Origin of the sequence: Brevibacterium moorei (assembly GCF_024580735.1) — a bacterium.
Taxonomy (GTDB): Bacteria; Actinomycetota; Actinomycetes; order Actinomycetales; family Brevibacteriaceae; genus Brevibacterium; species Brevibacterium moorei.
This window is the reverse complement of sequence record NZ_JANIJX010000018.1, coordinates 38,310-55,895: the sequence shown is the minus strand read 5'-3', so window position 1 is coordinate 55,895 and position 17,586 is coordinate 38,310. Positions and strand designations below refer to the sequence as shown.

The 17,586-nt window shown below is 67.4% G+C and carries 14 protein-coding genes; 4 read left to right on the top strand and 10 right to left on the bottom strand.

The window, feature by feature from the left end; translation table 11 throughout:
• Positions 1-25 precede the first annotated feature (25 nt).
• From NQ034_RS11925 to NQ034_RS11880, 10 genes are all read right to left on the bottom strand, one after another.
• Positions 26-3,184, bottom strand: coding sequence for a VWA domain-containing protein (locus tag NQ034_RS11925; RefSeq protein WP_257049084.1), 3,159 nt, complete (start codon positions 3,182-3,184; stop codon positions 26-28).
• Between the two features lie 14 nt (positions 3,185-3,198).
• A complete protein-coding gene (locus NQ034_RS11920; RefSeq protein WP_257049082.1) occupies positions 3,199-3,804 on the bottom strand; it encodes a hypothetical protein in 606 nt (201 codons plus the stop codon).
• A 224-nt stretch (positions 3,805-4,028) separates the two neighbouring features.
• Positions 4,029-5,210, bottom strand: a complete 1,182-nt coding sequence (locus tag NQ034_RS11915; protein ID WP_257049080.1) for a putative endonuclease domain-containing protein — start codon at positions 5,208-5,210, stop codon at positions 4,029-4,031.
• A gap of 200 nt (positions 5,211-5,410) precedes the next feature.
• Positions 5,411-6,988, bottom strand: a complete 1,578-nt coding sequence (locus NQ034_RS11910; RefSeq protein ID WP_257049079.1) for a dihydrolipoamide acetyltransferase family protein — start codon at positions 6,986-6,988, stop codon at positions 5,411-5,413.
• A gap of 19 nt (positions 6,989-7,007) precedes the next feature.
• Positions 7,008-7,982: an alpha-ketoacid dehydrogenase subunit beta gene (locus NQ034_RS11905; protein WP_373567207.1), complete on the bottom strand. Its 975-nt coding sequence runs from the start codon at positions 7,980-7,982 to the stop codon at positions 7,008-7,010.
• 119 nt (positions 7,983-8,101) lie between these two features.
• Positions 8,102-9,283, bottom strand: coding sequence for a thiamine pyrophosphate-dependent dehydrogenase E1 component subunit alpha (locus tag NQ034_RS11900; protein WP_257049078.1), 1,182 nt, complete (start codon positions 9,281-9,283; stop codon positions 8,102-8,104).
• Between the two features lie 391 nt (positions 9,284-9,674).
• Positions 9,675-10,001 carry a hypothetical protein gene (locus NQ034_RS11895; protein ID WP_257049076.1) on the bottom strand — a complete coding sequence of 109 codons (327 nt, stop codon included), beginning with the start codon at positions 9,999-10,001 and terminating at the stop codon, positions 9,675-9,677.
• A gap of 379 nt (positions 10,002-10,380) precedes the next feature.
• Positions 10,381-12,093 (bottom strand): hypothetical protein, encoded by a 1,713-nt coding sequence (locus NQ034_RS11890; RefSeq protein WP_257049075.1) that lies wholly within the window; start codon positions 12,091-12,093, stop codon positions 10,381-10,383.
• Positions 12,090-12,902 (bottom strand): hypothetical protein, encoded by an 813-nt coding sequence (locus NQ034_RS11885; RefSeq protein ID WP_257049074.1) that lies wholly within the window; start codon positions 12,900-12,902, stop codon positions 12,090-12,092. Before NQ034_RS11885 ends, NQ034_RS11890 begins: the two co-directional genes overlap by 4 nt.
• Before the next feature lie 57 nt (positions 12,903-12,959).
• Positions 12,960-13,286, bottom strand: coding sequence for a hypothetical protein (locus NQ034_RS11880; RefSeq protein ID WP_257049073.1), 327 nt, complete (start codon positions 13,284-13,286; stop codon positions 12,960-12,962).
• A gap of 252 nt (positions 13,287-13,538) precedes the next feature.
• Between NQ034_RS11880 and purB the strand changes: the two genes are divergently transcribed.
• The 4 genes from purB to NQ034_RS11860 all read left to right on the top strand — a co-directional run bounded on the left by purB (position 13,539) and on the right by NQ034_RS11860 (position 17,549).
• Positions 13,539-14,966, top strand: coding sequence for an adenylosuccinate lyase (gene purB, locus NQ034_RS11875; protein ID WP_257049072.1), 1,428 nt, complete (start codon positions 13,539-13,541; stop codon positions 14,964-14,966).
• A 35-nt stretch (positions 14,967-15,001) separates the two neighbouring features.
• A complete protein-coding gene (locus tag NQ034_RS11870; RefSeq protein ID WP_257049070.1) occupies positions 15,002-15,736 on the top strand; it encodes a polysaccharide deacetylase family protein in 735 nt (244 codons plus the stop codon).
• Positions 15,737-15,828: 92 nt separating this feature from the next.
• Positions 15,829-16,362, top strand: a complete 534-nt coding sequence (locus tag NQ034_RS11865; protein ID WP_257049069.1) for an excalibur calcium-binding domain-containing protein — start codon at positions 15,829-15,831, stop codon at positions 16,360-16,362.
• Between the two features lie 104 nt (positions 16,363-16,466).
• Entirely contained in the window at positions 16,467-17,549 is a 1,083-nt protein-coding gene (locus tag NQ034_RS11860) for an LCP family protein (protein ID WP_257049068.1), read from the top strand.
• Positions 17,550-17,586: the final 37 nt, after the last annotated feature.

The window sequence follows — 17,586 nt, the reverse complement described above, 5'->3', positions numbered from 1 at the left end:
TTAGGTGCCGCGATCACGCCGAGCTTCACCATGAGGCGTCTCCCCACGGGTTCTGCTGCCCGGGTTGATTGCCCGGTTGCGGAGGCGTGCCCGGCTGTGGCGGGTTGCCGGGAGCCTGTGGCGGGCGCGCCGGCGGTTGTGGGGGCGCGGGCGGCTGCGGCGGTGCGCTCGGCTGTCCGGGCGGAGTGCCCTGACCCGGCTGTGGCCCCGGTGTGCCCTGGGTACCGGGCCCGCTGGGCGCGCCGAACGGATTTCCGCCCTGCGATCCCGGCGGAGTGCCCTGACCCGGCTGTGGCCAGGGCGCCGCGCCGCCGGATACGGCGGTCTGCGCGAACGGGTCGGTCTGCGCGAACGGATTGTCCTGCGGGCCCGCCGGCCCACTCTGGGCCCAGGGGTTGTTCGGATCGGTGCCGCCGCCGGAGGCGGCCTGCGCCTCGGCGGGCAGGGAGGCGTAGAGGTCGTGGGCCTCGCGATTGATCTGGGTCTCCAGCTCCTGCCGCTTGGCATCGGGCCAGCTCGCCGGCAGCAGCACCAGCAGCTCGGCGGTGTCCGCCGGCGCACCCGCCGTGCGCAGCAGCAGCCACTGACCGTGCACCGCCAGGGGCAGGCGTGCGGGCGACTTGCCCGGCGCCGAGGCCGCCACGGTGTACGTGCCCTCTGGGACCTCGACCGCGGTGTAGCCCACGCCCAGCGGCGAGGCGCCGATCCGGGTCCGCAGGGTCACGCCGGCCGCGTCGAGCTGCCTGGCCCCCTGCGGGTCCACGGGCACGGTGCCGCGCAGATCCGCGGCGCTGAAGGCGAAGCGGGAGCCCTCGCGCTGGACCTCGGTTGCGGTGATCTGCACGGGCGCGCGCACCACCACCAGGGGCTGTGCCGGGATCCGGGCGCCCAGCCACTTGATGAGGTACATGAGCGCCAGCGGGATGCCGGGGCCCAGGACCAGGGCGCACACGAGCACCAGCCAGAAGTTCACCAGGTTCAGCGGCTTGCTGATGCCGGCGCTGAAGGAGACCTCGACCGGGGTCGGATCGCCCTTGCCGTCAGCCGGTGCCAGCATCACGGTGAAGGTGCCGGAGACCGTGCCGTTGCCGGTCTGATCCGACTTCAGGTCCACGGGGAGTTCGTTCCCGCCGGAGACGCAGGAGTCCTTACCATTGGCCTGGGCACCGACCTGCGCGCCGGTGAGTTCCTCGGGGGCGGCGGCGATGTTCGTCTTGCCCGATTCGACCCAGGCACAGCCCTCGCCGGTCACCGGCAGGACCGCGTGCAGATCGACACTGCCCTCGGCCTGGCCGAAGTCCACCTTGGTGGGCACCGACGGGTAGTTCGCCGGGGCCTGCACGTTGACGTCCTGGTTCACCGCGACCACGCCCAGCTTGGTGCCGGCCACGGTCTTGCCCTTGTTCGCGGGATCCGGAGCGGAAGCCGTGGTCAGGGCCAGGGACATCTGCAGGTGGCCCGCACCGGTCGGCGCGTCCTGCATCGGCCAGGTATAGGTCTTCGATCCCAGGTCTGCGAACTTCGCGGTCTGCGCCAGGGTGTGGGGCACCGACTTGGCATCGGTGAACACCGCGGAGAATGTACCGGTGCCGCGGATGTCGGAGGCGGACACGGGCTTGCCGTCGCGGTCGGAGAATCCGAAGCTTACATCGGTCAAGTCCTGGCCGGAACGGAATTCCGCCGTGGTGGGGTCGGGGTACTTCTTCGAGTGCCAGACCGGCTTGAGGGCCGGTTCGATGTGCAGGTTCGAATGGCTCTGTGCGTTATTGGCGGAATCGTCCTCGGCCACGAAGGCGAAGCGCCACACGCCCACCTGTTTGCCGTTTGCGCCGTCGAGCTTGAACGACAGGCTGGTGCCCTCGGAGGTGTCCCACTCGTAGTGCAGGCGGTTGCCGCTGACGGTGATGTCCTTGGCGGAATCGGCCTGGTCGAGCTTCACGTTCTTGCCGTCGGGGCCCATGATGATGGCGCCCACGTGGTCGTTGTCCACGGTGGCGAAGGCGTCGACCTGCGGGGTGCTGGCGTCGAGCACGAACTGGTGGGACTGCTTGGTGCAGAACTTGCCGTCGGCGCACACGCCCTTGTCCTGGCGGACCACGGTGGAGCCCAGGCCGGAGATCTTGTCGAAGGCCAACAGTAGATCGTCGATGTCATCGGCCAGGTAGAAGTCGCCCGGTCGGGGGTCGACGAGTTTGCCGCAGGTCTGACCGCCGGAGTCCTTGCCCTCGACGATCGAGCGCATCAAATCGAAGGTCTTGCCGTCTTTGCCCAGGCCGACGCCGAACATCGCGATCTTGGCCGAGCGGACCTGGTCGGCCAGGCCGCCGGAGCGGCAGATGTCCTTCTGCGCGGCTGCTTCCGCCGCCTTGACACCCTTGTCGGTCTTCAGGTCGGCGTCCTTGGCGTAGGCCTTGCGCTTGCCGTATTTGGAGGCGGTGGCAGCGTCGCGCTGCTGAATGTCCATTTCGCCGTCGGAGAGCCAGACGATCGCCTGGCAGTGCGCGTTCTTGCCGCCGGCCGAGTTGTCCGAGCTGTCCTTGCCTGCGTCCTTCTCATCCGCCGAGGCCCGTTCGGCCAGCTGCTTGTGCGCCGAGTCCAGGGCGGTCCAGTAGTCGGTGTCGATGCCGTCGGTGCGCTTGTCCAGGTCCTGCACGGAGTTGCTCATCGATTCCGCGTCGGCCCGGCCGTTGATCCGGGTCCAGTCGCGTTCCCGCTGGTAGTCGTGGGCGAAGGTGCTCAGCGCGACGTTGAGTTCCGTTTTCGGGTCGTCGGCCAGCCGGTCGAGCAGCTTCAGGGTGGCCTTGACGCGCGTGTTCTTCGGGTCGGTGTCGCGCAGGCTGCCCGATGAGTCCATCAGCAGCAGCAGATCGGCCTTGCCGCCGCCGGCCACGCAGGCGCCGAACTGTTCGGGCAGGGGCAGGGCGTCCTTGTCATCGGTCGCGCTGTCCGCCGCCGAGGTGCCGGATGCACCGTCGACCGAGGTGTTCATCGGCTGGGCGGGGGCGGCGTTCGCGGGGACGGGGTTGGCCGGTGTCGCCGGGGATGCGGCGGGGGCGGCGGCCTCCGGTGCGCTTGCGGGGGCGGCGTTCGCGGCCGTGCCCAGACTGCTCAGGCCCAGCAGCAGTGCCGAGGCCGCCAGCAGCCGGGTGGTCTTGCCCGCCAGAGTGCTCAGGCGTCTGCCCATGACTGGTCTTCCCATCACATCCGTCCGATCCAGAAGGCGGTGAACAGCGCCGTCACGATGATTCCCACAACCGCGATCCCCGCGGCAGTCCAGTACAGGGGACCTGCCAGGGACTTGAAGGCGTAGAGGCCCGAGGCCCGGTTGCGCGTGTCCACCGCGCTGAACCGACCCAGAGTCAGCAGGGCGCCGGGCCCGGCCAGCAACCAGCCGATGGGCGCCAACCAATTCCAGGGCAGCAGCGCCAGGACGATCCCGACGACGGCCAGGCCCGCGGAGATGTAGAGGAGGACCAGTGGGGGCCCGGCGAAGCTGAAGTCCTGGTCGAAAGTGCCGCCCTGGGGATGCTGGGCGGAGAAGGGGGAATCGGGGGTCTGCGGGGTAGCGCCCTGCTGGGTAGGGCCCTGTTGGCCGAAGGGGTTCTGCCCTGCGGGTACTTGACCGGCAGGGCTCTGGGCTCCTGGGCCCTGCGCTCCTGGGCCCTGGCCGGCGGATCCGGTGCCGGGGCCGAAGGGCGATTGGCCCGGTGCCGCAGGATTACCGGCGCTCTGTCCGAAGGGCGCGGCGGCTCCCGGCCAGCTCCCCTGCGAGCCGTGCTGATTGTGGTCGAACGGAGATGTCACGCCGCATCATCCTTCCATTGTGAACACTCTCACTCACCCTACTCAGCGCTTATCCAGCTCCGCAAATCCTTTCCATCCCGTAATTCAGGGATACCTACTCATGTCGAGTACCCTGCGATTCTCCGCCCGGCGCTGCCGTGACACACACTTCTTGGGGTCATCTGTTTCAGATTCCACTGTTTGAACGGTGACATCTGAAACAGATGACCCAAGTCTTCAGTAGCTCAGATCCGGACGCCGACGCTGCGCAATTTGGCCCGCAGTCCCCCGCCACGGTGTCCCGCACTGCTCCGTACTGCGCTGCTCCGTCCCGGCTGCCGCACTGCATCTTGTCCGGCAGCCGAGCCCACGACGTCGGCCCATTCGACGCGGACCACACGGTAGTAGCGCTGCAGATAATCCTGCCGGTACTTCTCTCGACGGATGTCATCCTGCTCTGTGTATTTGGACCAGCCGTCTGCCTCGATGATGACCCCCAGGGATTCGATGAGGAAATCCACCCGATAGTGATTCCACCCGTTGTCGGTCACGAAGACGATCTGCTGCGTGAAGTCGTGAATGCCCAGCCGGTGCAGGGCCAGCGCGGTCAGACTCTCCAAAGGCGATTCCGCCAGGCCGGTGGCCCAGTCCGCCAGCCGGCGCGCCCGCTTCATTCCATAGGCGCCGGCCAGATCCTCCAACATGCCGAGGACCTCGTGCAGCCGGGCCCGACGAACCGCGAAGTCCTCGTAGTACCGGGCCCGCACCCCCGGATACCCGATCCCCACCTGGGGCACCGCCACGGGCGGACGCCAGTTCGCGAAGCGCTGCGGGTACCGGTGCAGGACGCCTGCATCCACATCGGAGCGCCCGCCGATATAGGCGTCCGCAGCGATGAAGCCCTGCAGCGGATCCGCGTCTCGCAGCAGGTCGGCCACTGTCCAGATGGGGTTGCTCATCGGGATGCCGGGCAGGTCGATGCAGGAACTGTGCACGAAGGCCTCCGGGATCTCGCGCTTACGCCGCTGCAGACGAGTCGTCCTCACAGCTGGGCGCAGTGGGTCCGATATGGAGAATCGGTCCAAGTGGCTGTCCATCAGGGGTATCCGCTGGGCGGCGGCAGCGCTGTGGTGGCTGAGCACCTGCCCTTCGAGCAGGCCGTACTCAGCGAGGTGGCCCAGATGGTGCTTGGTCCTCTGCTCGTAGACCAACGCCTTGGCCGCTTGCTCGCCGTGCTCGGGGTTCTCCAGGAGCTCCGGGGAATCGATCCAATCCCGGAAGGGGATGTGGCGCGGATCAGCACAGATCCTCGCGACTGCGAACATCCCGCTCGCCACGGTCCGCATGCAGCAGCCCACCGCAGAGTAGATGTCCCGCACTCCGAACTGCGCATTGATAAGCGTTTGACGCGATACGACGTTATACATGTCATGATCGTGACAACAATGGACGATCATTGGAAGAGGACGGTGTTCTCCTGTGTATAACACCATTTCGCTCCACAGACGATTGACCTGCGGTGCCCCCACCTCAAGTCTTGTGGCCATCTGTTTCAGATTTCACTGTTCAAACAGTGAAATCTGAAACAGATGGCCACAAGTCGCAAGCAGTCCGAACCGGCCCAGCCCTACAGCAGCATGATGCGCGGGTCCTCGACGGCCCGGCCCAGATCGGCCAGGAACTTCGAAATGACCTCGCCGTCGACCAACCGGTGATCCGCCGACACCGCAAGGGTGGTGACCTCGCGGACGGCCAACTGCCCATCGACCACCCAGGGCTTCTGTTTGATCGCCCCGAAGGCCACGATCGCGGCCTCACCGGGGTTGATGATCGGGGTGCCCGTGTCCACGCCGAACACGCCCACATTGGTGATCGTGATCGTGCCGCCGGCCTGCGCCGCAGGAGTCGTCCTGCCCTCACGCGCCGTGTTCGTCAGCGCGCGCAGCTCGCGGGCCAGGTCCTCCAGGCCCAGTGCGTCCGCGCGCTTGATGTTCGGCACGATCAGCCCGCGCGGGGTCGCCGCGGCGATGCCCAGGTTGATGTAGTGCTTGATGAGGATGTCATCGCCGTCGAAGCACGAGTTGATCCGCGGATTGCGCAGCGCCGCCCAGATGACGGCGCGTGCGACGACCAGCAGCGGCGTGACTTTGACGCCCTCGCCTAGGACCTTGCCGGCCTTGAGCGTGCGGACGAAGTCCATCGTGCCCGTGGCATCGACCTCGAGGAATTCCGTGACGTGGGGCGCGGTGAACGCCGAGGTCGCCATCGCCTGCGCCATGAACTTCGTGACGCCCTTGAACGGCATGCGCTCCTGCAGCTCGGCCGGGTTCGCATCGCGCGCGGCGCTCTGGCCCGTGGGCAGTCCGCTCACCGTGGCCGAGGCCCCAGCCGCTCCCGCTGTTCCTGCGCCCGCCGCGGCAACCGGCCCGGAGGTCGCGCCCGCAGCGCCGCCTGCCAGGAAGGCTTCGAAATCGGCGCGGGTGACCTCGCCGTGGACACCGGTCGGGGTGATCAGCGACAGGTCGACGCCCGCGTCCGTGGCGGCCTTGCGCACCGGCGGCTTGGCCAGCGGCCGAGCCCCGATGGACCCTGCGGCCGTGGCCGAGGTCCCCGCCGGGCTCTGCGCGGGTGCCTGGCTCTGCGCGCCGGCAGCCGGTACAGCCGCGGCGACCGGAGTGGCAGCAGCAGGTGCGGCTGCGCCGGCCGACACCGCGGTCGCAGCACCAGCGACAGGGGCGCCCGCCTTGCGGGGCCTGCGCTTCTTGGACCCGGCCTTGGAGCCGTAGCCCACCAGATTGGGGCCGTCTCCGGATTCGGCCGGCGCCACTGCCGCCGCTCCGGCTGCAGTGCCGGGCGCCGCACCAGCGGCTGCCCCGACCACGGCGGCGGCCGTGGCTGCAGCGGAACCGGCGGGGGCCTCGGCGCCGCTAGCGCCTGCAGTACCGGATCCACCGGGAGCCGCACCGGTGCCGCCGTCGAATTCGACGATGGGGGTGCCGACCTCGACGGTCTGGCCCTCGTTCACCAGCAGCCCGGTGATCACGCCCGCCTGTGGGCTGGGCAGTTCGACCAGCGATTTGGCCGTCTCGATTTCGACCAGCACCTGGTTGACCGTCACGGTGTCGCCCGGGGCGACCTTCCATGCGACGATGTCGGCCTCGGTCAGTCCTTCGCCCACATCGGGCAGCGCGAAAAGAGTGCTCATATTCCCTCTACCCTCCGAATCAGTAGGCCAGTGCCCGGTCGACGCCGTGCAGGACCCGGTCCAGGTCGGGCAGGTAGTCCTCCTCCAGCTTGGATCCCGGGTAGGGCGTGTGGAAGCCGCCCACGCGGATGACGGGGGCCTCCAGATGGTAGAAGCAGCGTTCGGTGATGCGCGCGGCGATCTCCGAGCCCAGGCCCAAGAACACAGCGCCCTCGTGCAGGACCACCAGGCGGCCCGTCTTCTTCACGGAGGCCTCGATGGTGGCGAAGTCGATGGGGTTGAGGCTGCGCAGGTCGATCAGTTCGACGCTGGTGCCCTCTTCGCGCGCGGCGGCCACGGCGTCCTGCGCCTGCGGCATGGTGGGTCCGTAGGCCACCAGGGTGACGTCGGTGCCGGGGCTGACCACCTGGGCGTGCCAGCCGTCCAGACCGCGGTTGGCCCGGTCGACATCGCCCTTGAGCCAGTAACGGCGCTTTGGTTCGAAGAACATGACCGGGTCGGGACTGGCAATGGCCTCCTGGATCATCCAGTAGGCGTCGTGGGCGTTCGACGGGCTGATGATCTTCAGTCCGGCGTGGTGGGCGAAGACGGTTTCCGGGGATTCCGAGTGGTGTTCGGGGGATCCGATGCCGCCGCCGAAGGGCACGCGGATGACCACCGGCATCTTCTCCGCGCCGCGGGTGCGGTTGTGCAGTTTGGCCAGCTGGGTGACGATCTGGCTGTAGGCGGGGTAGATGAACGCGTCGAACTGGATTTCGATGACGGGCTTGTAGCCGCGGACCGCCATACCGATCGAAGTTCCGACGATGCCGGCCTCCGCCAGCGGGGAGTCGATGACGCGATGCTCACCGAAGTCCTTCTGCAGGCCCTCGGTCACACGGAACACGCCGCCCAGCTTGCCGATGTCCTCGCCGATCAGCAGGACCTTGGGGTCGTTTTCCAGTGCCTTGCGCAGGCCGGCGGTGATGCCCTTGGACAGGGGCATCGTGGTGATGTCGGGCTCGTGGCCATTGGCCCTGGCCGCGATCTCCAGAGCCGAGGCCCCCGCCGGGTTGACTGCCGCTGGTTCCGTTCCAGCAGGATTCGTCGCAGCCGAGTTCGTTGCGGTGGTGGTCATCGGGCGTCAGCCTCCAGGTCCTCGGCGAAGCCGTCGAGGTAGGCCATGTACTCCCGCTTCTCCTCTTCGATCAGTGGGTGGGGTTCTTCGAACACGTAGTCGAAGATGTCGCTCACAGGCGGTTTGGGCATGGCCATGACGGCCTCGCGGATGTGGGCGGCCAGGGCGTCGGCCTCGCGTTCGACCGAGGCGAAGAAGTCTGCAAGTTCGGCTGCGGCGGCCGGGGACCGGTGGGCCGCCTCGGTCTCCAGGTAGGTCTTGAAGCGCACGATCGGGTCCTTGGCGGCCCACGATTCCGTCAGCGCGTCCGACCGGTACTTGGTCGGGTCGTCGGCGGTGGTGTGGGCGCCCATCCGGTAGGTGAAGGCCTCCAGCAGGCGGGGGCCATTGCCCGCGCGGATGTCGTCCAGGTTCGCCTTGGCCACGGCGTACATCGCCAGGATGTCGTTGCCGTCCACGCGGGTGCCAGGCACGCCGAACCCGGTGCCGCGGGTGAACAGCGGCGCGTTCATCTCCACCGAGTTCGGTTCGGAGATGGCCCACTGGTTGTTCTGGATGAAGAACAGAGTGGGGGCGTGGAAGGTCGAGGCGAAGTTCAGGGCCTCGGACACCTCGCCCTGGCTGGTGGCACCGTCGCCACAGCAGGCGATGGCCACCGCGTCGCGGTCCGGGTCGCCGGTGCCCACGTCCCCGTCCAGCGAGATGCCCATGGCGTAGCCGGTGGCCTGCAGCATCTGGGCGCCGATGACGATCGTGTAGGTGTGGAAGTTGTAGGCCTGCGGGTCCCAGCCGGCGTGGTTCTGCCCGCGGTACATCTCGAAGATCGTCTCCGGGCGCAGCCCGCGGCACCAGGCCAGGCCGTGTTCACGGTAGGTGGGGAAGACGAAGTCCTGATTGCGCATCGCGTGACCCAGGCCGATCTGGGCGGCTTCCTGGCCCAGCAGTGGCGCCCAGAGGCCCAGCTGACCCTGGCGCTGCAGAGCATTGCCCTCCGCATCGACCCGACGGATCAGCGCCATATCGCGGTAGAGTCCGCGCAGGTCCGCGTCCGTTAAGTCCGCGACGTAGCGTTCGTACGAACCGCCGTCGACTCGCCGACCTTCCGGGGTGAGCATCTGAACCATCGTCGGGTCGTGATCCAATATGGACTCCTTCGTCCCGATCATGTTCGATGTCATACCGTTCTCCTCACGTAGGGATGGCGTCTGGTTTGCAGCCACCATCGGATGGGGTGGGCGCCGTAGCCTGTAGGCCGACGTCCTGGTTATGCATGTCACATATTGATACAGATTAACGCACCAGGCCCCTCGGCGGCCACCGGTGGGCGATAGTTCCCCACACCGTCCGATTACCGGGTTCTACCCTACTTTTGTAGGACGTTGGATTATTTTTCCGAACAGCCGGGAAGTGGCCCCTTTGTGAGCCCGAACAATCGTTCGGGAAAACCCCCGGAAAACGGTTCTGACCAGGGCGCGCGAGTACCAACCCGGGTACCGTCGCGGGTACCGTTTCGGACCCCGGCAGCTCCGCTTCCCCGGGCCCGAGGCCACCGCCAGTCTGGCGCGAACCTCACCCCGCCCGGCGGTCGCGCGCAACCTGTGCCACAACAGCCAAGCGGATGTACTCCGACAGGCTCATACCCCGTCCCCTCGCAACATCGTGCACTGCTTCATCCAACGCTTCCGGCGCCCGCACCTTCCACGTCTTCGTGGTCGCCGCCTTACTGCCCGCCGAAAGCCTTGGACGCCCCATCGACACCCAGACCGCATCTTCGACACTCAGCTCAGGGGCAATACGAGAGCCGTCACGATGGACCGCATCCCCTAAGGGCTTGAGTTCGCCCGCTTGGGCCGCATCAGCCAGAGCGCCGAAAAACTCATCCTCGTTCTCTACCATCGGCCGTTGCCTTCCTTTCCTACAGAGCGTCGGACGTCTCATCTGTCCGAGCACCTCTACGTCAAATGTCGATAGAGGTCCGATAGTTCCATGACATGGAATATGACTATGTCAGCACCCAAGACACTGGCTATTACTTCTATGTACCGCTCGGTTTGCAAATGCGGGTGCCCGACGAACACTCGGGTAGGCAGGCTCTTTGCACTCGCAACGGACTCTGTCCCGGTGCTGTGAATCATCGCGTAAATCGCATCCTCATGAGCGATCCCATGGCGGTCAGCACTCGTGGTGAATCGGATGCCCATTGGCACTCCTCGCTCGTCCTCAGTCTCTCAAAAGCAGGGCCACAAAACAAGGCCTACAGTTTTCAGCTACCACCTCACCCCGGGGTGCGGACGGCTTCGTAGTCGCGGGTGGCCACGCGCTCGCCGGTGAAGAAGCCGCCCATGTCCTCCTCCCAGTCGGCCAGATCCTGTTGGCCCGCTTCCCGCAGGCGTTCCAGCGAGCGCTCGTACTCATCCCGGCTGTGCGAACTCCCCGGGTCCCCGGCGGCCTCCCCGTCGCGCTCGACCGTCAGTGTCGTCCAGTTCGCCGCGTCCGGATTCCGATCCCCGTCCAGGTTCGGCACGATGTCATCGGAGTGTTCGACGGCCAGCACCTTGGCATCGGCGGGTGCGAAGTCCGAGGTGGGCGATCCGGCCGTGAGCACCCCGCGCACGTCGTAGTCGCCGGCGAACTCCGGATCTGAGGCCAGGGACTGCGCGATGATCCCGCCTTGGGAGAAGCCGGTGAGCAGGATCTGGTCGTCGCGGCCGGCGCCCGAATCCCGCAGCGCGGTGCGCACCGCCTTGTGCATCGCGGTGTCGCGGCCCAGGACTCCCTGCGCGTTCGTCTTCAGGTCGGAGCCGGCCCGAGCCGGGCGCGCGCTCCATTCCGTGGTGCCCGGCAGGTAGACGATGAAGCGCTTGCGGCCGTCGGCCCCGCGGTACTCCTCGACGCGCACGCGCCCGTTGTCCACGCCCTCGGGGTTCGTCGCACGGGACCGGTTGAATAGTTCCCGCGCGTTCCCCGGTGCCCGGGTCCCGCCGGCGCCCGTTGCCCCGCCGGCTCCCCCGGCTGAGGCCGGACCTGCAGCGCCCGAGGCCGGACCTGCACCCGCTATCCGGCCCACTCCGCTCCCACCGGCCACCGCGCCCGCCGCGATGCCCGCAGCCGCCCCGGCCCCCACGGCATCCACCATGGCCCCGGCGCGGCTGTCATCGTAGACCTTGTCGACCCGGACCCCGGTGTCTCCCAGCAGACCCATCCTGCGCGCGGTGGCCACGGCGAGCGCCGTCAGTGTGCGCGAGTCGTGTGGCAGGATCCCACCGGGGCCTCCGTCGGGCCCCAGTTCCACGCCCGGCGGCAGTCCCACGAAGCCGTTGACGAAGCCCGGCAGGAGGTTCTCGATGAGGGTCCGGGTGGCGCCAGGATGCCGTGCCGCTGTGTCGCGCAGCCAGATCCCGGCAACGCCTCCGACGGGTTCCAGGCCCTTGCCCGCGGCCCCGGCCACGGCTCCCACGCCCTTTGCCCCTACACGGATCAGGGACTTCGCCACCTCCGGCTCGAACGTCCCGCCCACGAACGACAGTCCGGTGATGACGGCCCCTGCGGCCATCCCGATGCCGATCCCGCCGACCACCAACGGCACCGCCAGGTTGATCCCCACCACCGGCAGGACGACTCGGGCGGCGTGCCCGGCCAGATTCCCCAGGCCGCGCAGTGCCCGGTCGATCAGGCCGTCCACCAGGGACTCCGCGTCCCGATAGGCTCTGGCAGTCAGGCGCAGGGAGCCGGCCAGGGAAACGAAGTCCGCCGCCAGGCCGGCACTGTGCGCGGTGAAGGTGGACTTGGCCGCCTGGACCCTGGCGAAGGTGCCCGGCGACGCGATCGCGCTGAGGTCCTCCAAAGGGTTCAGGTCGGCCCAGGCGGCGCGCTTGGCCAGGCCGGACAGTTCTGACGCCACATCGCCCAGGAGGTCCGCCACGGCGTCCAGGTCATCGAGCCGGGCGCTGACCGATCCGGCGCCGCCCCTGACCTGTACCCAGCTCATCGCCACGCACTCCCCGGCCCCGGTTCGTCCCATGTGGCGGACCGCCCACCGGCTGCACTCCCCCGCTGACCGGGCCGGCCGCCCTGCTCCACTCTCCGTCCCCGCCAATGGGCGAAGCGCGTGAGGTCCTCGGAGAGCTGCCTGCGCAGCTCTCCGGCGAAGGCGGAACCGGACGGGATGAACTCGACGGCCAATGACAGTCCGTGGGGACAGTCATCGCAGCCGTGGACGATCAGCGGCTCCAGTTCGAAGTCGGCGGCCAGGACCGAGGCTGCGGACCCGCCCACAGGCCGCTGTCCCCACTGCGGTGCGGCCCGGGCCGGTTCCTCCCAGGGTGGGTCGTCGCAGAAGGCCAACGGGTCCAGGGCCGCGACACGCTCCGGGTCAGCGTCCGGATCGATGACCACCAGGCAGCCACTGATGGTGGCGCTTTCAGCATCCCTGCCCAGTTCGTCGATCAGCCCGGTCAGTACTGCGGGCAGTTCGCCCAGGCCGCAACTGCGCAACACCACCATGCTGTGCTGGGCCAGGTCTTCGCGTTCGGACGCCGAGGCGACGGCGGCCGGGACCCGATCGATCGTGCCGTGGATCCCGGCTTGGTTGCCGCGGATCCCGATCGTCAGCTCCAACCAGTCCGCATCCGTCATCAGCCGCAACGGGATGAGAGCCTCCGGTTTGGACATGCAGTGGCCCACTGCGGCCAGCTCATCGGCGAACTCCGCTGTGTCCCGGCGGAGCTGCTCCATATCGAGGCCCGTTTCCCCGGATTCCCCGTAGTCTTCGTATTCCTCATGCCGTTCCGTGCTCATATCCGTTTCGTCTCCCTTCCAGTCCCGGCACCCGGCCCTTCCGGGACACCGCATGCGCTAGACACCGAACCCACCCGGCCCTTCCGGGGCTCCGAACCCACCCGGCGCTCCGGGCCCTGGTATTCCCGGCGCCACCAGGGCCTCGGCCCCCGCCGCCGCAACCGCGGCGATGTGCGCGTCGTAGGCGGCTGCGACCTCGGAGGCGGCGTCGGCCAGGCGGTGCAGCCGCTCCAGACGATTGCCCACCGACTCGCGATACCGGTCGGCGGCGCGTGAGCGCCATTGCACGTGTCCGGCGCTCAGGGCCCGGCCCGCCAGGTCGTGCGCCTGGATCACCAGTGAGCGCCAGTTGTCCCTGGCGGCTTCCAGATGTGTCGTGTCCATGCACCCACTGAAGCCCACCGGCCTCGGGCGCGGAAGCCCCTGAAACCGTCCTGTGGACAACCGCGCGGCGTCCACAGCCGGCGGACGCGGCACTCGCCCGGCCATGCACAGGCAGATGACGCGTCGGTCACCTCACCCGGCGCACCCGCCCTGCACCCCGAGCCGATGGCCTCGCATGGCAACCCGAGCCCGGCAACCCCCGCACCCGCCCACGCAGGTCACCCACCGCCCCCGGCATGAGAACATAGAGCCATGACTCGTGTGACTCTTGCCCAGTTGGAACCCGCCATCGCCCTCGGCCCCCTGGATGGCCGCTACCGCAAGGACGCTGCTCCCCTGGTGGACTATCTGTCCGAGGCGGCGCTCAACCGCGACCGCATCCATGTGGAGGTCGAATGGTTCATCCACCTGAATGAACAGGGTGTTGTACCGGGGGTGCGCGCACTGCTCGACGATGAGAAGCAGCAGCTGCGCGACTGGGCCGAGGCCTTCGACGCGGAGACGATCGCCCAGCTGGCGACCTTCGAAGCGGTCACCGTCCACGACGTCAAGGCCGTCGAATACGCGATCAAGGAAGCCCTGAGCCAGATCGGCGCGGACGACCTGAGCGAACTGGTGCACTTCTGCTGCACCTCCGAGGACATCAACAACCTGTCCTACGCCCTGGGCATCAAGGGCGCGGTGCAGGACGTCTGGCTGCCTGCGGCGGCCAAGCTGATCGACCAGCTGGCCGCGATGGCCGATGAGCTGGCCGAAACCCCCATGCTGGCGCACACGCACGGGCAGCCGGCCACGCCCACCACGATGGGCAAGGAGATCGCGGTGACGCTGCGCCGCCTGGCCCGCCAGCACGCGCGCATCGCCGGAACCGAATTCCTGGGCAAGATCAACGGCGCCACCGGCACCTACGCCGCACACGTGGTGGCGGCCCCCGGCGTGGACTGGCCTGCGGTGGCGAAGTCCTTCGTCGAGGACAAGCTGGGCCTGACCTTCAACCTGCTGACCACGCAGATCGAGTCGCACGACTGGCAGGCGGAGCTGTACGCGGATGTGGCCCGGTTCAACCGGATCGCCCACAACCTGGCCACGGACATGTGGACCTACATCTCCATGAACTACTTCAAGCAGATCCCGGTCGAGGGCGCCACCGGTTCCTCAACGATGCCGCACAAGGTCAACCCGATCCGCTTCGAGAACGCCGAGGCGAACCTGGAGATCAGCTGCTCGCTGCTGGACACGCTGGGCGAGACCCTGGTGACCAGCCGGATGCAGCGCGACCTGACCGATTCGACCACGCAGCGCAACATCGGCGTGGCCTTCGGGCATTCGCTGCTGGCGTTGAACAACCTGGTCAAGGGCCTGGTCCGCCTGGACATCAACACGGCCGCGCTGAATGCGGACCTGGACCACAACTGGGAGGTGCTGGCCGAGGCGATCCAGTCGGTCATGCGCGCGGCCTTCCTCAAGGGCGTGCCCGGAATGGACAATCCCTACGAGAAGCTCAAGGAGCTCACGCGCGGCCACCGGGTCGATCAGGCGGAGCTGCAGTCCTTCGTGGCGGGCCTGGGCCTGCCGGACGAGGACGCAGCGCGGCTGGCGGCACTCACGCCGGCCACCTACATCGGGGTCGCCGCCGACCTTGCCAGGGCCGAGGTCGCGGCCTGGAGGGCGCGCGCCTGACACAGGGTACGACTCGGGTCCGGCGGACCGACCGGGTGCCCAATACCCGCGCCAGACGGCGCGGGTATCTGTGCGTGGTGGCGCTGCTGGCCGTGTGCTGCCTGGTGGTTGACTCGTTCATCCCCCGGGTGGCTCATTCGCGCCAGTACGCACTGTTCGGCAACTGGCTGTTCCACGCGAACACGCAGGAGAAGGTCATTGCGCTGACCCTGGACGACGGCCCCAGCGAGGATCCGGGGCCGGTGCTGTCGATGCTCAACCGGCACGGGGTGCGCGCGACCTTCTTCGTCAACGGCATGTGGATGGAGAAGTACCCGACGGTGGTGCCCCGGTTGATCGCCGATGGGCACCAGATCGCCAACCACACCTGGGACCACCGGCACATGATCGGGGTGGCACCGTGGAGCATGCACCAGGAGATCGCGGGGACCGACCGGCTGATCCGGCAGGCCGGATATACGGGACGGATCGCCTTCCGCGCACCCTATGGGGACAAGTTCATCGGCCTGCCGGCGTACATGACGGCGACCAACCGGCTGGGTGTGATGTGGGACGTATCCCCGGAGAACTTCCGGCCGGACCAGACCGCCCAGCAGATGGTGGAGCGCGGGATGAAGCAGGTGCATCCGGGTGCGATCATCGTGGTGCATCCCTGGTGGGACCGGGAGAAGACCCGGCTGGCCACTGGCATCATGATCGATCTGCTCAAGGCCCGAGGCTACCGTTTCGTCACGATCGACCAGCTCGCCGCGATGAACGGGCAGGGGTAGTAAGTTAGTCCCGGGTGACCCGCCGGGCACGGGCCGCTATCGGAGACATCCCCGCCTTGCCCGCAGTCATGGAATCGAAGGTATAACCGCATATGAGCACGCCCTCTCCTCAATCGCGCCGCCAGCAGCAGTCTCCGACTTCGGGACAGTCGGCGTCCAACCGTGGCGGCTGCGGTTGCCTTATCGCCATCGTCGTCGTGATTCTCCTGATCATCGCCGTGCTGGTCGGCATCTTCCATGGCAAGGACGATTCGGACGATTCTCCTGAGCAGAGCACAGTCGAAACGCCCACGCCCGCGATCACCTCCCCCGCACCCACGCCGGTCGAAACGTCGGTCGAGCCCGTCGACGCCTACGAGTACGACGATGATGACTCCATCGATGACGAAGATACCGACGACTCGGACGAATACGACACCGATGAGGATGACACCTACTTCGATGATGACTTCACCGATGATGAGGACGAGGACATTGACGAGGACGAGGACACCGACGACGGCGGTTCTGCCTACTACGCCAACTGCAGTGCGGTGAGGGCGGCCGGCGCGGCGCCCATCTATGCAGGCGACCCCGGATACAGCAGGAAGCTGGATCGGGACGGCGATGGAGTCGGGTGCGAATAGCTTAAGGTTCCTGCTCACATCACACAGTTTCGTCCCGGCTCCTTCCGTATACTTACTCCTCGGGAGTATGCCGTACGACTCCCGTACCCTCGGGAGGAACCATCGTGTCTCAGGCACCCCAACCCCTACAGAACCCCGGTCAGTACCCCAGTGACCCGGGCGGGCAGCTGCGTGAGCGCCCGCGCAAGAAGAAGATGTCCAAGGGCAAGCGCAACACCCTGATCATCCTATCGATCCTGCTGGTCATCATCCTGCTGATCGTCGGCGCGGTCGCCTGGTACGGCGGGGCGCTGGCCAAGAAGTACGACGAGGGCACGAACAAGCTGACGCAGGAACAGATCTTCGGCAAGGGCAACGACGTCGCGGATTCCAACGGCACCAATGTGATGCTGCTGGGTTCGGACGCCCGCGGATATGAGAACGTCGAGGACTACGACAAGTTCACCGGCGTGCGCTCGGACACCCTGATGATCGCCCACTTCCCCGCGACCAAGGGCAAGGGCGTGCAGGTCGTGTCGATCCCGCGTGACACCTTCTGGCAGATCCCCGGCAAGTCCAAGGCGAAGATCAACGCGGCGATGTCCTGGGGCGGCATTCCGCTGACCATCAAGACCGTGCAGGACTACCTGAAGATCAAGATCGACCATGTGGCCGTCATCGACTTCGAGGGCTTCAAGGACCTGACTGACGCCCTGGGCGGCGTGGACGTCCAGTCCCAGAAGGCGTTCAGCAGCCACGGCCAGACCTACACCAAGGGCACCAATCACCTCAACGGTGAGCAGGCCCTGTGGTTCGTGCGCGAACGCCATGCCTTCGCCGACGGCGACATGCAGCGCCAGCGCAATCAGCAGGCCTTCCTCAAGGCAGTAGTGAAGAAGACGGTCTCAAAGGACACCCTGACCAGCCCCAGCAAGGTGTCGAACCTGGTGGGCGAATTCGCCCCCTATCTGACCGTGGACGAGGACTTGAGTGCCTCGCGGATCGCCAAGCTGGGGCTGGGGATCGGTTCGATGACGGCTTCGGACATCACGTTCGCCACCGCTCCGATCAGTGGCGATGGACGCGAGGCCGGTGGCCAGTTGGTCCTGTACCCGGACATGGATCGCCTCAAGGACCTGCGCAAGGCCTTCGACGATGACACGATCGCCGAATACGCAGAAGAGAACGGCGACGAACACTACAAGTGACTCCCCCACTACTCAGCCGCTGAGCTGGCAGGAGCAT

What these genes read in the sequence shown, in the direction of transcription:
- NQ034_RS11925 (WP_257049084.1), bottom strand. Translation starts at nt 3,184, where the DNA reads ATGGGCAGACGCCTGAGCACTCTGGCGGGCAAGACCACCCGGCTGCTG.
- NQ034_RS11915 (WP_257049080.1), bottom strand. Translation starts at nt 5,210, where the DNA reads ATGTATAACGTCGTATCGCGTCAAACGCTTATCAATGCGCAGTTCGGA.
- NQ034_RS11910 (WP_257049079.1), bottom strand. Translation starts at nt 6,988, where the DNA reads ATGAGCACTCTTTTCGCGCTGCCCGATGTGGGCGAAGGACTGACCGAG.
- NQ034_RS11900 (WP_257049078.1), bottom strand. Translation starts at nt 9,283, where the DNA reads ATGACATCGAACATGATCGGGACGAAGGAGTCCATATTGGATCACGAC.
- NQ034_RS11895 (WP_257049076.1), bottom strand. Translation starts at nt 10,001, where the DNA reads ATGGTAGAGAACGAGGATGAGTTTTTCGGCGCTCTGGCTGATGCGGCC.
- NQ034_RS11890 (WP_257049075.1), bottom strand. Translation starts at nt 12,093, where the DNA reads ATGAGCTGGGTACAGGTCAGGGGCGGCGCCGGATCGGTCAGCGCCCGG.
- NQ034_RS11885 (WP_257049074.1), bottom strand. Translation starts at nt 12,902, where the DNA reads ATGAGCACGGAACGGCATGAGGAATACGAAGACTACGGGGAATCCGGG.
- NQ034_RS11880 (WP_257049073.1), bottom strand. Translation starts at nt 13,286, where the DNA reads ATGGACACGACACATCTGGAAGCCGCCAGGGACAACTGGCGCTCACTG.
- purB (WP_257049072.1), top strand. Translation starts at nt 13,539, where the DNA reads ATGACTCGTGTGACTCTTGCCCAGTTGGAACCCGCCATCGCCCTCGGC.
- NQ034_RS11865 (WP_257049069.1), top strand. Translation starts at nt 15,829, where the DNA reads ATGAGCACGCCCTCTCCTCAATCGCGCCGCCAGCAGCAGTCTCCGACT.